This is a genomic window from Halobacillus litoralis, assembly GCF_004101865.1.
GTDB classification, from domain to species: Bacteria; Bacillota; Bacilli; order Bacillales; family Halobacillaceae; genus Halobacillus; species Halobacillus litoralis_A.
Genome location: NZ_CP026118.1, coordinates 803072 through 817138, shown reverse-complemented (window position 1 = coordinate 817138; position 14067 = coordinate 803072). Strand labels below are relative to the sequence as shown.

Annotated in this window: 14 protein-coding genes; 10 read left to right on the top strand and 4 right to left on the bottom strand. The window is 38.3% G+C overall.

The genetic code is table 11. The features are described 5' to 3' along the window. Positions 1-433 precede the first annotated feature (433 nt). Positions 434-529, top strand: a complete 96-nt coding sequence (locus HLI_RS22265) for a hypothetical protein (protein WP_431357399.1) — start codon at positions 434-436, stop codon at positions 527-529. 233 nt (positions 530-762) lie between these two features. Here the strand turns inward: HLI_RS22265 and HLI_RS04050 are convergent, their stop codons facing one another. Both HLI_RS04050 and HLI_RS04045 read right to left on the bottom strand, forming a co-directional pair. Continuing rightward, positions 763-1809, bottom strand: coding sequence for an NADH:flavin oxidoreductase/NADH oxidase (locus tag HLI_RS04050; protein WP_128523263.1), 1047 nt, complete (start codon positions 1807-1809; stop codon positions 763-765). A gap of 13 nt (positions 1810-1822) precedes the next feature. Continuing rightward, positions 1823-2956: an NADH-dependent flavin oxidoreductase gene (locus HLI_RS04045; RefSeq protein WP_128523261.1), complete on the bottom strand. Its 1134-nt coding sequence runs from the start codon at positions 2954-2956 to the stop codon at positions 1823-1825. 138 nt (positions 2957-3094) lie between these two features. Between HLI_RS04045 and HLI_RS04040 the strand changes: the two genes are divergently transcribed. The 3 genes from HLI_RS04040 (at position 3095) to HLI_RS04030 (ending at position 6000) form a co-directional block, all read left to right on the top strand. Further along, entirely contained in the window at positions 3095-3508 is a 414-nt protein-coding gene (locus HLI_RS04040) for a MarR family winged helix-turn-helix transcriptional regulator (RefSeq protein ID WP_164908479.1), read from the top strand. A 302-nt stretch (positions 3509-3810) separates the two neighbouring features. Beyond that, positions 3811-4380 (top strand): dienelactone hydrolase family protein, encoded by a 570-nt coding sequence (locus HLI_RS04035; protein WP_128523258.1) that lies wholly within the window; start codon positions 3811-3813, stop codon positions 4378-4380. A gap of 792 nt (positions 4381-5172) precedes the next feature. Continuing rightward, positions 5173-6000: a dihydrodipicolinate synthase family protein gene (locus HLI_RS04030; protein ID WP_128523256.1), complete on the top strand. Its 828-nt coding sequence runs from the start codon at positions 5173-5175 to the stop codon at positions 5998-6000. Positions 6001-6147: 147 nt separating this feature from the next. On the opposite strand, the gene HLI_RS04025 is transcribed toward HLI_RS04030, so the two are convergent. Beyond that, positions 6148-7092 carry a nucleoside hydrolase gene (locus HLI_RS04025; RefSeq protein ID WP_128523254.1) on the bottom strand — a complete coding sequence of 315 codons (945 nt, stop codon included), beginning with the start codon at positions 7090-7092 and terminating at the stop codon, positions 6148-6150. 393 nt (positions 7093-7485) lie between these two features. Between HLI_RS04025 and HLI_RS04020 the strand changes: the two genes are divergently transcribed. From HLI_RS04020 to HLI_RS04000, 5 genes are all read left to right on the top strand, one after another. After that, positions 7486-8589 carry a threonine synthase gene (locus HLI_RS04020; protein ID WP_128523252.1) on the top strand — a complete coding sequence of 368 codons (1104 nt, stop codon included), beginning with the start codon at positions 7486-7488 and terminating at the stop codon, positions 8587-8589. A 195-nt stretch (positions 8590-8784) separates the two neighbouring features. Beyond that, the gene (locus HLI_RS04015; RefSeq protein WP_128523250.1) at positions 8785-9354 is read left to right on the top strand and encodes a copper resistance CopC family protein; all 570 of its coding nucleotides are present in this window, start codon (positions 8785-8787) and stop codon (positions 9352-9354) included. Further along, the gene (locus HLI_RS04010) at positions 9351-10421 is read left to right on the top strand and encodes a copper resistance D family protein (RefSeq protein WP_128523248.1); all 1071 of its coding nucleotides are present in this window, start codon (positions 9351-9353) and stop codon (positions 10419-10421) included. The genes HLI_RS04015 and HLI_RS04010 overlap by 4 nt, the downstream gene beginning before the upstream one ends. 294 nt (positions 10422-10715) lie before the next feature. After that, entirely contained in the window at positions 10716-10952 is a 237-nt protein-coding gene (locus HLI_RS04005) for a hypothetical protein (RefSeq protein ID WP_128523246.1), read from the top strand. A gap of 572 nt (positions 10953-11524) precedes the next feature. Continuing rightward, positions 11525-12022, top strand: coding sequence for a DinB family protein (locus HLI_RS04000; RefSeq protein WP_128523245.1), 498 nt, complete (start codon positions 11525-11527; stop codon positions 12020-12022). Positions 12023-12177: 155 nt separating this feature from the next. Here HLI_RS04000 and HLI_RS03995 read toward each other — a convergent pair whose 3' ends face one another. Further along, positions 12178-13389 (bottom strand): Nramp family divalent metal transporter, encoded by a 1212-nt coding sequence (locus tag HLI_RS03995; RefSeq protein WP_128523243.1) that lies wholly within the window; start codon positions 13387-13389, stop codon positions 12178-12180. A gap of 113 nt (positions 13390-13502) precedes the next feature. Between HLI_RS03995 and HLI_RS03990 the strand changes: the two genes are divergently transcribed. Next, positions 13503-13967, top strand: coding sequence for a hypothetical protein (locus HLI_RS03990; protein WP_128523241.1), 465 nt, complete (start codon positions 13503-13505; stop codon positions 13965-13967). The last annotated feature ends 100 nt before the right edge of the window (positions 13968-14067 follow it).

Here is a 14067-nt window from a genome sequence, read left to right as displayed (position 1 = left end):
GGTTTGTACTGGGGATATTCCCGGTGAAACCTGGGATAAAACAAATGATTCCACAAAAATACTTGCGCAAAGCACTTGCGTTATCGTTAAACTAGCATTTTTAATCTGATGTTGCAGCTTTGAAAACAAATGTTGGTCATAGATTTAAATATTGGAAATCATCGGCAATATCATCCAAACGATAGCTTTGCGGGTCAAATAGAGGACTCGCTCGCCCTAATTAGTTAGCATTTTACTGACGGAGAGATAATTAGCGATAGAGGGGGTTAGCGAAGTTATCTTGAAACTGAGTCTTCAAGATTTGGGGGTTTTAGTTGAATAACCAGGCAGGATTGTGAAATAAAGCTGAAACATTATTTTCAACAAAACGTATCATTAACGTAGGGAAATTAAGAAGGGAGGTTATTTATGTTTGGGTATTTTCTTCTTAGCGATGGGTATCTGGGGAATAACTTCCCCTTATTCTTGGTGGTTGATAGGGGAAAGTTGGAAATCTAAGGATGCAGATGGACCCTCAACTTCTTTATAAAATCTACAAGAATTATTGCGATTCCTTTTATTATAGTAGGTTTTATTGGAATTTTAGATGCCTTTAAATGATGTTTATTAAACAAACGGCTGCGTTAGTTAAAGAACTACTACAAGATATCTTGATTTCGAGTCTTAAACAATCGCTATCTCTAGCGGTCCAGATTGTGGAAGAAGTATATAATTAAATGAATATAAGTTAAGAAGGCTCCTAATAAGGAACCTTCTTATTTTTTATCTTATTCCTCTTGAATATTGAAAAGGTGGGTTTACTTTATGAGTTAATTTCTTCTCTGCATGTAAACTCCAATAAGGATCATTAAGCATACCTCTTGCAATGGCCACAAGTTCTGCATCTCCATTTGTAATAGTTGCTTCTGCTAGTTCTGGGCTGCTTAATTTACCAACAGCGATAACAGGAAGGTCTAATTGTTTTTTAAACTCGCGCGCAAAGGGGACCTGATAACCCGGAGTGTTTTGTGGTTTACGTTCCCCAGGAGGTCCTTCCCCACCACTTGAAACATGGAAAACATCTACACCAGCTTTTTTAAAACGCTTAGCCATTTCAATAGAGTGTGGTAAATCATAGCCCCCATCTATATACTCAATGGCAGACATTCGCATGATTAGTGGCATATCTGCTGGCATTACTGTTTTGACTTCCTTTATCACTTCTTCGCCAAAGAGCGCCATGTCTTCTCCATACTCATCTGTACGATTGTTAATACTTGGTGACATAAACTGATGCAAGAGATAACCATGAGCCCCGTGCAATTCGATTGTATCAAAACCTGCTTTTACTGCTCTCTCAGCAGCTTGTTTAAATTGCTGAACAGTTTCTTTCACTTCTTGGTTTGTTAAAGCTCTAGGGGAGTTAAGTTCACCATTCATTGTTTCCTCTGGTAATACTTCTACAGGTATGTCGGAAGCTCCTACAGGTTGATCGGCATCTTCTGCTTTTCTTCCTGCATGAGCAATTTGAATTCCAACCTTGGTGTCATACTTTTTTATTTCATTAACTAGTCGTTGGTAATGTGGAACTTGTTCATCTGACCAAAGACCAAGGTCGCCATTGGTAATACGTCCCTCGGGTGTAACACTAGTCATTTCCATAATAATTAGGCCTGTTCCTCCTATCGCTCTTGAGACATAGTGAACAAAATGCCATTCGTTTGGGGCACCATCTTCTTTAGTGACTGAATACTGGCACATTGGTGACATAACTATACGATTTTTCATCGTTAGATTTTTAATAGTAAGTGGGCTGAATAAACGACTCATAACAGAAAACTCCTTATCTCTTAGGTTTACTTTCAGCAAAAGGCAGCCAGCCAGGTCGACTTTGAACATATTCCCACATTGAGTCAGGAAAACATAAGTCTTTATAATCTTTTGGTGTAATTTCAGTACGAATGGAAGATTCATTACCATCTTTGACTTTGCGTATCCAATCTGGCTCAACGAGTAATCCTCTTCCTATAGCTACTAATGGAATCCCTAGTTCTAAAGTGTTTAATGCATCATCTGGCGTTTGAATTTTACCAACACCTATCAAAGGAAAATCATGGCCCATTTCTTCTTGAATAATGGCTAGCACGGCTTCCTTAGATTCTTTATTTCGAATGGAAGATTGTTGCGCATCCCCTACTGATGCATGGATATAATCTAAGCCTTCCTTTTTAAGTTGGCTCATTAATGCAAGAGTATCATCTAGCGTGATGCCCGGTTCTTCAATCTCTTCTGGTGAAATACGGTATCCAAACAAAAATGGTTTTTTGGCAAAAGAATCAATCGTTTCTTTTGCTGATCGGACAACTGCCAAAGGGAATCTCATTCTTTTTTCTAATGTCCCTCCCCATTCATCATTTCTGCGATTAGAATGGGGAGAAAAGAATTGTTGGATTAAATAAGTGTTGGCACCATGAATTTCAACACCATCAAACCCTGCTTCAATTGCTCTTCGGGTAGCTTCTCCAAATGCTGTAACCATCTCATGTACTTCTTCATTGCTTAATTCTCTTGGTGTCTCAGCATCTTTGCGTGGTGCAGGGATGGCACTGGCACTTACCGTTTGCTCACCAATGGCGGCACTCATTCCCATTCTTCCAACATGGAAAATCTGTAAAATAGCCTTCGTTCCACAACTCTTTATTGATTCAGCTAATTTAGACAGACTTTCGATATGTTTGTCGGAAGCCGCACTAAGTGAACCCGGAAACTTTCCGTTCTCCATTACTTGAGCACAAGAAGTAATAATCATACCTACGCCAGTTGCTCTTCTTTTGTAATAAAGATGTTCATCTATGGTGACCATGCCATTTTCAAATGATGATTGAGTAGTCATTGGTGCCATAATTGTACGATTGTCTAGACGAAATCCAGATTTAAACGTAAATGGTTCAAAGAGACTTGAATATTTCTCATTCATTTTTGTCCTCACTCCTTTATTGTGTTGCGCAATAAATATCAAAATCAAGGTGAAACTTTAAAATTTGTTTGCGCATGCATATATTATAATTTGTGATATAATAGTGTCAATAAAAAAGAGTTGGAAAGGATTATGATTATGAATGAAAATGAGTTGTTTAATGCTTGGATCAATCTAACGAAATTTCACGACCGTTTACTGAAATCAATGGATTATACACTTAAAAATCAATTCCAATTAGGAATTAAAGAATTTTACCTTATGTATTACTTGGCACAAACCGAACAAAAGAAGATGAGGTTAACAGATTTAGTTCCAAAAGTGGACCTTAGTCATAGCGCTTTATCACGCTTGGTTACAAGACTGGAACAACATCAAGTTGGTTCGCTAGTTAAACGCAAAAAAGGTCCGGATGATAAACGATCTGTTGATATCTTCCTCATGAAAAAAGGAGAACAAATCATCCATGAGATGCAGATGCTGATCAATGAAAGCTTACAGTCTCAAATGAGCGAAAAGGATATACAAAATATAAAAAGGCTTGTTGAGTAAGTTGGACTGACACTGCTTTAAAATAGCCTTATACCATTAGGAAGCGAGGGGACGGTTCTAGCGCTTCCGACAAAAGCATAAGAACCACCCCTGGCTTTGATTATCTTGAGTTCGATTCTTATAAAAACGGTGGCAAATCTGAAACTTGTCACCTTTAGTAATGGTTAGGAGCGGAATTATTGAGTAAAGCAGTTGGTGGCTTTTATTAGGTGAATAATTCTTAAACGTATAGTTCTGCAGGTCAAACAGGCTTCTTGTCGAAATAGTAGATATATAAAATTTATTACATTGGAGGATAAATGATGGCAGAAATTTTCTTGTTACACCATGTTTTAGGCCGAACGAAGGGGATTGAAGCAATCGCCGATCAACTGAGAGATGCGGGGCATACCGTCCATGTGCCAGATTTATTTGATGGTCGCATATTTTCCTCGCTGGAGGAAGGCTTGGGATTTGTTAAGGAAATCGGATTTGAAGAAGTGAAGGCGCGGGGCGTCCGGGCAGCCAGCGAGCTTCCACGCGATGTCGTGTATGCTGGTTTTTCACTCGGTGTCCCGGCAGCACAGCAGCTCGCTCAAACTCGTGAAGGCGCCAGAGGTGCATTGTTTTTTCATGCATGTCTACCGACCTCGGAATTCGAATCCCAGTGGCCGATCGACTTGCCTGTGCAAATTCACGCTATGAGTGCAGATCCTTTTTTCGTTGAAGATAGGGACATCAACGCTGCCCGTGAACTTGTGGCTTCGGCCAATCACGCTGAACTTTTTCTGTACGAAGGCAAGGAACATCTCTTCACCGACATCAGTTTACCGTCTTACGATGCTGATGCGACGAAACTTGTGATCAAGCGGGTTCTCGACTTTCTCTCATAGTTGTTTAGCGAAAAAGTTTTTAGCTGGACAGAGAAGTGAATTAAGAGAAAGCTTAAAAATATCTAATTTTCAATTTTTCATGAAATGGGGGGACATTTAGTTCAATGCTTTCATCCGAATTTTCAGCAAGGATGCTAACCATTGTTCATGATTATCCCCCGATTGTGTAAGACTTGATTTAGACATCTTACACATCGACCTTATTTTAGTCTTAGATCCAGAAAGAATAAAACCTCATCCTATGTAATAAAGGTGCGGCCCGATAACAAATTGGTTAAGTATTCTTTTCTACAATATTGATTCTTGGCTCATATTTACATAAAATTTCAAAGGTAGTTTCTGAGGTTGAAATAATATGATGTTGAATATCATAAAGATCTCTCCCTGGTCCTGGCTGATTATCATACCAGTCCAGAAATTCAGACTTGGCCATCTTATATAAATACCAACTCTTATCATCTTTCCCAAAATAATTAGTACGTGCTTTAGAAGCTAATTCTAATAATGAGCTACTTTTCATCTCATCAGTAAAACGAAAGGCCAACAACCATGAATAAGAAGAATCTAAAATAACTTAGCAATTTAATCACCTCTAAAATCCCCAAAGAAGACTACACATACTCCATTAGTTTTTTTGTTTTCAATTCATCTACGATAAAAGGGTTTGGTTTGTTTCAAACTGTCTAATATCCTGTAACTGAGTCTTCCGGATAAATACTCTAAACAAAAAAAGAGGCCAATCCTTTGTTAGCTTAGTTCAAGTATATTAAAAGGAAAAGAGTGGATTGTAAAATGCTAACTGAAAAAGTTCATATTGCCGTACCAACAGCTTTTTTTGAAGATGAATCTTTAAATGTTCAAGGAACAATAAGCCATATAAGAGACCTTTATAAACAAGGAGTGAAATCTGTTCTTGTCTCTGGAACTACTGGAGAACAGCATAGTCTAAACCTACAAGAGAAAATTAAAATAATAAACGGATTAGAGCTGGAAGAAGAGCTCATTAGTAATATGGAAATTTTATTTGGTGTAGCTTCAATTAGACAGAAAGAGGCAGAGAAATTAGCCGAAAAAATTCGTCATACCAAAATTTCAGGTATCATGCTTGGGTATCCGCCGTATGTTATACCTACGCAAGAAGAAGCATTGGTTTATACAGAGAGGATTATCCACCTTAGTAATAAACCTACAATTTTATATAACAATCCAAAAAGAACCGGATTTGATTTATCAGAAAAAAGTATTATTCAATTAAGTAAGATAGACTTAGTGGTTGGAATAAAAGATGCTGGCAATAAAGAAAAAGTTGAACGAATAAAAAAAGGTATGCATAGAAATATTTTGTATTTTTATGCTGGTGGAGAAGTCGATTTAGAAGGAAAAGTATTACATGGATATGATCGCCTTTCCTCCATTGCTGGGAATGTTTTTCCGATTGAAATTAGTCGATGGTTCCAAAAAATGCTTATGAAGCAAATAGTAAGTAAACAAGAAAGCGAAAAAATAGAAAATATTTTGGAACAAGTTTATCAAGGAAACGCTATTGTGAATCTGAAAAAACACATTAATCATAAGGAGATTCCAATGGGGGGGTGCAGGAGTCCAATAGGAAATATTTAATTAGGTGGTATATTTCAGACCAAAAACTAAAGTTTTACCTTATTGACTGATCTGCATAAGCCTAATTAAAGAAAGAGTTCTCGTTTTAAGTAAGACTTGATTTTGAGATATTTTGAAGGTGAAGAAGGATTTTAGTGTCGCTCATCTTTAACGAGTAGTCATTACAGCGGTAAAATCTTTTACAAATGCATCGTAGTTGAATGATATCGCGATATGGTCTGTATTTTCTGTAGTCTGTTCGCTTGATTTTGTTCTAAAGTCTGCTACACTTTCTCCTTTTGTATTGGCAAAATCAATGGATACAGAAGCCTGACGCTTCACATACTTGACTTGTTCTGGATTGACTAAAGCAAATACTGTAAAAACGTCATGCAAAGGACTACCTGCCAGGCTATGATCTAGTTTTTGATAAGCAGTGGTGTAATAATCAAAAATTGGTTTTATTAGATGCGTAAAAGCATTAAAAGGCTGAGAGGTGATTTTCAGAATGGTTTCAGGTGTAATTATTGCGTAATTCGTCACGTTTAATGGAGTGATGAAGATATTTCTCAACTTGTTTAAGACGAGGTTGGCAGCTATCGCATCACCATGAAAGTTAGCTTCCGCCACAGGTGTTACGTTGCCTGGTACTAAAAAAGCGCCGCCCATAGAATAAAACGCTCTTATTTTTCTTAGATATTCTTCTCCGCCCAATAAAAAAGCAATTGCTAAAGACGTAGATCTACCTACATCTACAACAACTAGATTATACGCGTAGTTATCAATGATTTTAAATATCTCATCAAAATTTACTACCCCACGTTGCACAGTCTCTGGAGGACGTATTGGACCCAAACCCTCTTCACCATGGATTTCTGGATAAAATACAGCTATTTCACCACTAAGAGGGCTTCTTGCTCCGGCGATGATGGGAATATCATCCCTTCCCGCGAGCTTTAAGAGGTACGCTACATTCTGTGTTGCCTGTTGTTGAGAGACGTTACCATAACTTGAAACGATGCCAACCACATTTATTTTGGGATTTAAAAGGGCATACATTATTGCTAAAGAATCATCAATTCCTGGGTCGCAGAACATTAGGACATTATACATATAACTACCTCCTATAAATATAGACAAGTTATTTTATGAGTGTGATTGAAATGAAATTACAACGGATATTTATTATAATGAGCACGTCTATTATCTCGTGTTTGACGATGCCGATTCACATCTCCACATGTATTTAGTCGCACGTTATTCAATTACAGCTGAACAATAATTCATCTATATGGAGAATGGATTACCTGAGTGACTCATGTCATTTCCATATCACTGTCGATACGATATCTTTTATCATAAATGTGTGGGTTCGTAATTTAGGTTCGGTGAACATCAACCGGCTCATACGATCGTATCAACAAATAAATTACATAATTGATGCAATCGCGTATATAAATTTTTTTTGGTCGAGCATATAAAAAATACCTAAGGGGTTGATGTAGGATGGAACAATATATTTGTAATGATTGTGGAAAAAAGTATGCTATTACGCCTGTTATATGGAAATGTACGTGTGGCGGTGTATTAAATTTGATAAAAGATACTCCTAAAATAAATGTGGCATCCTGGGCCCGCTATCCTAACTCATTATGGCGTTACTTAGAAACCATGCCATTCGAAAAAGAATCAAAGACGTGGAAATCCATTACAATGGGAGAAGGTCAAACCCCTTTAATTGTACTAGATACTCATGAACCTAATACGTATGTAAAAGTTGATTTTAAGATGCCTACTTTATCCTTTAAAGACAGAGGAGCTGCAGTTCTAATGACGAAAGCGAAAGAATTGGGGGTCTCAAAAGTTATTGCGGATAGTAGTGGGAATGCTGGGACGGCCATTGCAGCCTACGCTGCACGTTGCAATATTGCTTGCGACATTTATTTAAGTAATGAAACGTCTCCTAAAAAAATCGCTCAAGTAAAAGCTCATGGTGCCACGATCAAGCAAATTCAGGGATCACGGGAAGATATTGCAGAAGCTGCCCAACAAGCGGTAAAAGAAGAAGAAGTTTTTTACGCAAGTCATGTGTATAATCCCTACTTTTATGAAGGAACGAAAACGTATGCCTACGAAATTTACGAGGAGTTGAATGGTGCACCCGATACATTAATTATTCCTGTTGGCAACGGTACACTTCTACTTGGTGCATTCTATGGGTTTAAAGAGTTATTTGCCAATGGCTTAATCGATAAAATGCCGAAATTTATTGCCATACAAGCAGTAAACTGTTCCCCGCTAGTAGAGGCTTTCAACAATGGGGATTTATCAGCCCAGCCTGTTAGGAATAAAGGTACTTTAGCGGAAGGGATAGCTATAGCAGCCCCAGCACGTTCTCCGCAAATTTTAGAAGCTATACGCGAAACTAATGGTGATTTTATAACCATAGGAGAAAATGAAATTCTGAGAGCACGCGCGAAACTTAGTGATAAAGGTTTTTATGTTGAAGTGACCACAGCTGCTAACTATGCTGGCTATTTAAAATATAAGCAAGAACCAGAAGAAAAAATTATTGTACCTCTTTGTGGCGCAGGAATTAAATCGAAATAAATGCTTTCATATTCAAAGAAAGGGGTCGAAAAAGCCTTTATTTATGTTCAGGACATGAACTGAGATCTTTCTGTTCACCAAATTGTCCATCTTTTATTCTGGTATTCCCACCATTGCTCTGGTTAAATTGGAACGAGGAGTGAACTTCGCTCTTTTGGATTCGTAATCTTTATTAAAGAGAAAAGGAGTAGGACAATGAAATATATATCCATGTTTTGTTTACTTATTGTACTTGCACTGCCAATGGCGGTAGAGGCGCACACACACCTTGAAAGCTCCCAGCCTGAATCAGGAGGTGCGTTAACATCAGAAAAACCTCGTGTAACACTGACTTTCGATTCCAAAGTCCAGGAGCCTACATCTCTGATGGTTACAGATGGAGATGGGGAAGAGTTCGAAATAGATAGCTATACCCATTCCCCTGATAACGTCATAGAATTCAGTATTCCTGAAGAAGTGGGTAGTGGGGACATTGAGGTCTTTTACAGCATCATCGGTGAGGACGGGCACGTCATGGAAAATCAGTTGACCTTTAATTATACAGTTAAGGAAGAGGTATCCGCACCTGAAGAGGACACAGAAACAGAGGAACCTGAAACGACTTCAGATGATGCTGAAAACGCGGAAGGAGAAGAGTCCGGAGAACAGCAAGTTGCAGGGTCTGACCAAGGAAATGGATCGAATGTCTGGATTGTACCTGTGCTTGGGTTCGGGATATTGATTACTGCAGTACTTGTATTTCTGGGAATCAGGAAAAAATCATGATTCATGCTTTAACGAATGGAGGTCTCTATGCTTGTCTCTCCATTCTTATCGGAGCAAGCCTTTTGTCTCTATTTGATGAAAAGTTTGCTCATCGTAGAAGGACATGGACCCTGATCACTCTGATTGTGCCTGTTTTAGCTCTATTTCCAATCGTAGAACTTTCGGTCACGCTTCAGGGATATCGTGAAGGCAGCCTTTTATCGAGTCTTGTTCATGTGCTTACTCAGTTAAAGGGAGGACAGGCTTGGCTTCTTCTTTTTTCTTTGTCCGTTCTTCATGTGGTTTTATTGAAGACGATTAAAAGGCCAAAAGCCGCCTACTCGCTCAGTTTATTATTAATTGTCGGGATGATTCTCACCCAAAGTATTACGGGGCATTCCGCGAGCACAAATTCGTTTCAAGGGGCACTTTTTCATACTATTCATTTCATCGCAGTGGGTGTATGGTCCGGAATACTACTCGTTGTAAGCTTTTTCTCTGATCAAGACCACCAATGGGAGACGTTTGTCCGCTGGTTCACAAAGGTAGCGGTAGGGTGCATTGTATGGATCACGTTGACTGGTGTTGCTATGAGTTTAACCCTGTCTGAGAATATCGTAGATTCATGGATGCTCTCTTATGGTCAGGCGCTGTTAGTCAAACATCTTCTATTTATCGTTCTCCTGCTGTTTGCCTTCGTCAATGGTTTTCTCATGAAGCGTTTAGTAGCGGAGGATGCAGATTTCTCACCCAAACGCTGGTGGAAAGCGGAAAGTCTTCTTGTCATTTTCATTTATACGATTACAGGATACATGACCGAACAGGAAACGCCTCATAATATCACGCAAACGTTGGAGCAGCAAGAACCCACTGCCCTCTTCCGTATATTCACAACAGTGGACGGGATCGGCCCTTTAACTCTCACGCCGAATTTGATCAGTATGTCCTCATTGTTCTTAGCCTTTATTTTTCTGCTGTTTACAGGATTGATGATCAAACGGAATTCTCTGGCAGGCACTTTCTTTGTCAGTTCAATGGTTGTGTGGAGCTTATACCTTAGTCTTATGAGCAGTGTAACAATGAGTTAAGCGGACACCTATAGGGGTGTTCGTTTTTTTATGAAATGAAACTTATGGCCGGAGGTCCGATGTTTATATTTTACCAGTGGAGTAATCCGAATCTCAATGTCGAGATATAAAGGGAGAGTAAAAGGTTTATTAGATATAACTTGGTGTCGAGTACGGGGGACATTTTCAAACAGATGCATCGCTTCCATTGTGCGTTAGGTGCAAGGAAGTATCTGAAGTAATGATTACTTCTTAAGCTATTGAAAGTATAAATTATGTAAGAGACAATATCACCAGGAAAAATGAGGTGATATTTTGAGAGTCGCAAAAACTGTACTATTTATTTTAGGAATATCTCTTGCAGGATATGCATTATTCACTGAAGAACCATCGAAGGTAATGCCCTTTGTTTTGCTTATCTTAGGGTGTTTTATGATTCTTAAGAGTATTGATGAATTTAACAAAGTTAAACATCCATACGTAGTCTTTTTTCAAGTGGGGGTTGGGGTGATTGCAATATTTGCCTCTTATCAAGCTTTTATGGTTATGTGAGCAAAATTGAAATTTTCAGAGCCAGTAAAAATATTACTGGCTTTTTATTCTGAATGAAGGTGGTTCTCATCTGAATTATTCAGGATACTAAGTCTAATACGTACCAAATCTTGATTTCGAGTATTTAACTAAAGAGGCGAATACTGAAAAAACTGTAGAGGAGCATAAAGGTGATTATTAATGTGACACTTCTAACTCTTCTTCTTTTTCAAGTCGTATATTTAATAAAAGTTAAGAACGGTAAAGAAACATTATATTCTGCTTTCAAAAGGAAATATTTATTGTCCTCTTGAAATAAGTCTTCTTTCAACAATCTGGTATATTAATGTTGTCTCCAAATCAAGCCTTATAGTATAAGGGGCAATTATTCAATAAGAATAGTTGCCTTTTTTATCTTAAGTATCATGCAGGAAAATAGGAAAACACATTGAATATTTTGGTGAGCGGGTATTTAAAGTGTAATATTTTTATTTACTCGGTATCGTGATATGTCGTCATATGCCATCTTATTTTGGGGGGAATTCTGTATGATTATATCTATTAAAGAGATTAAAATTGGAGGGAATTAATAAATGGAGGTAAAAACATTTTTGTTACAACAATGGGCAAGCTGTTTAGATGAAGAAGACTGGTTTCCACCACTTGAAAAAGTGCTTGAGAATATTACTTTCGAACAGGCAATTTGGAAACCAGCTGATGGGACCATGAATTCCATTTGGGAATTAGTTTGTCATTTACTTTTCTATGAAAAGAGATATCTGATGCGATTTCTTGGTGAAGCAGCGAATGAACCTCAGGCAGATAATAATGATTCTACATTTCGATTACCAACTGAAACGGTAGAAAATTGGGAGGAAACAAAACAAGAATACTTTTATGTGCATCGTGAACTTGAAAAAATTCTAGCAAAATCAGAACATGAAGATTTATATAGAAAAGTTCCAGGAGAAGATAATTCATTAGTGCTTGAAATGAAGAGTTTAGCAATGCACGACGCCTATCATATTGGGCAAATAGTATTCCTTAGTAAAATGCAAGGAGCTTGGGCAGAGAAACGCAGCTTTTTATAAAAGCTTCATTTGCTTTACAGTTATATGCATGCGCCTGACACCCATTATGCTAAATTGATAAGTCAGGCACTGGCATGTTCTTAATCCATTATATAGGACAAAAGACGATTGGGATGGTCTCGCAAATAGTTGAGCCATTCCAATTCGTTGCAGTGTTAAAAAATTCCAAAAGAGATAAGTGATAACGTAACTGTAATGAGGAAAATCAACCCGCCAACAATGTTCACCCATAGGGAATTGACGTGGTTTTGAAGATTATCCCGATTATTCATGGCAAACATAAGGAATAAAACGATAACCGGCAGAATCAACCCATTGGCATATTGAGCGAAAACAATCAGCTGTATCGGGTCATAGCCAAGACTTGCAAAAATGATCCCGACAAGAAGGACCCCTATCCAAACCAGACGGAATTTGGCAGAACGAAGGTTCCTGTCCCATTTCAAAGCGCCTGCAGTTGCATAAGCAGATGCTAAAGGTGCCGTCATAGCAGAGGAGATACCAGCTGCAAATATGCCGGCTGCAAATACATATTTAGCCCATGATCCAAGTAACGGTTCCAACTGATCTGCCATTGCACTGGGATTGTCTATTTCAGTGCCTAATGGGAAGGCGACAGCGGCCGTGATGATGATAGCAACGGAGATGATACCACAGATTGAAATTGTAGTAACTACGTCAAAGCGGCTATCTTTCAACTCTTCTTCTCCCTTGAACCGCTCCTGTACAACTGAAGATTGTAAGAATAAAGTGTAGGGTACAATCGTTGTCCCGATAAGAGATATGATAAATAATACATTACCGGCCGAAACCTTAGGTACTAGCCCCTGCATAATAATTGCAGATAAATCCGGCTGGATGACAATGGCTGTAATGACAAAGCTGAAGGTCATCGTCAGGATAAGTACGATAAAAACGCGTTCGATGATTTTATACTTCCCGACCCATAATAGTACTCCGGCTATCAATCCGATTATGATGGCTAAACTTTCAGTAGAAAGCCCTGTCAATGCCGCCATCCCTATAGATCCGCCTACAATGTTACCTGCTTCATAAGCAGCGCTTCCTATGACGATAGCAGAAATGATTAATAAAATCGTCAACCATTTCATAATGGGATGGGAAAACTGCTCTCTTAATATGGTACTTAAATCTTTTCTGGTAATGACACCTAACCTGGTAACCATTTCCTGGAGAAACATCGTCGCGATGACGGAAAAGATGAGTGCCCAGATAAGCGCATAGCCGAATTGTGCCCCTACATTACTAGCTGTAGTCACCGTGCCTGGGCCAATAATGGCTGCCGCTACAATAGCACCTGGCCCGACATTCTTCAAACGCCTCTTGAACTTACTCCCCTTCGACATAAGTTATCTCTCCTCACTTAATGGTATAAGTCCGAATCGTGATAAACTTAAATTTAGTCAGACAATTCCCTGCATATGTAATTTTAATCATTTTTTAAGAATGGAGTGATTTTTTGAAAAAACAATTTTTGATTCTATTTTTTATCAGTCTATCTTTATTCATTGTAGGATGTGAAGGGAGTAGTGGAGAGTCCAAAGACCAAAAAACATCGACTCAAACAGAGGAGGGGAATTCGGGAGAGGAAAATAAAATAATTTTAGTTGGCACTCCTTTTTCTAATGAAGAAAGAAGCGGCGTGAATATGAATGAAGAAATCAGTGATTCAAAAAACATAGTTAAAGTTGAAGATGTTATTGGAACTGCCGAAAATATTGATAAACCCGAAGCTGAAGTGGAGGGTACACCTGATGTCTTCTTCAAGATTGCAAAGTCAGGTGAAACTTACCAGGATTCTCAAGAGGAAAGAAGGTTTGTATGGTATCAAGAAGACGGTAGTGCTGTTTTTTCTGATGGTTCGGGAGAATATCACACGATTAATTCAAGCCAAGCTAAAGAACTCAAAGAAGCGTTGAATTAATGAAAATTTTTCCGATAAAAAATCTAGGTTAATTTCCGCAGACATTTAAAAAATAACATGATAGATATGTATCTATCACTCGCTTTTGAAGCGGAATAAG

Excerpts from the sequence above, each read along its gene's own strand:
- HLI_RS04020 (WP_128523252.1), top strand. The coding sequence starts at position 7,486 with ATGGAACAATATATTTGTAATGATTGTGGAAAAAAGTATGCTATTACG.
- HLI_RS04050 (WP_128523263.1), bottom strand. The coding sequence starts at position 1,809 with ATGAGTCGTTTATTCAGCCCACTTACTATTAAAAATCTAACGATGAAA.
- HLI_RS04040 (WP_164908479.1), top strand. The coding sequence starts at position 3,095 with ATGAATGAAAATGAGTTGTTTAATGCTTGGATCAATCTAACGAAATTT.
- HLI_RS04015 (WP_128523250.1), top strand. The coding sequence starts at position 8,785 with ATGAAATATATATCCATGTTTTGTTTACTTATTGTACTTGCACTGCCA.
- HLI_RS04045 (WP_128523261.1), bottom strand. The coding sequence starts at position 2,956 with ATGAATGAGAAATATTCAAGTCTCTTTGAACCATTTACGTTTAAATCT.
- HLI_RS04030 (WP_128523256.1), top strand. The coding sequence starts at position 5,173 with ATGCTAACTGAAAAAGTTCATATTGCCGTACCAACAGCTTTTTTTGAA.
- HLI_RS03995 (WP_128523243.1), bottom strand. The coding sequence starts at position 13,389 with ATGTCGAAGGGGAGTAAGTTCAAGAGGCGTTTGAAGAATGTCGGGCCA.
- HLI_RS04035 (WP_128523258.1), top strand. The coding sequence starts at position 3,811 with ATGGCAGAAATTTTCTTGTTACACCATGTTTTAGGCCGAACGAAGGGG.
- HLI_RS04025 (WP_128523254.1), bottom strand. The coding sequence starts at position 7,092 with ATGTATAATGTCCTAATGTTCTGCGACCCAGGAATTGATGATTCTTTA.
- HLI_RS22265 (WP_431357399.1), top strand. The coding sequence starts at position 434 with ATGGGTATCTGGGGAATAACTTCCCCTTATTCTTGGTGGTTGATAGGG.
- HLI_RS04010 (WP_128523248.1), top strand. The coding sequence starts at position 9,351 with ATGATTCATGCTTTAACGAATGGAGGTCTCTATGCTTGTCTCTCCATT.
- HLI_RS04000 (WP_128523245.1), top strand. The coding sequence starts at position 11,525 with ATGGAGGTAAAAACATTTTTGTTACAACAATGGGCAAGCTGTTTAGAT.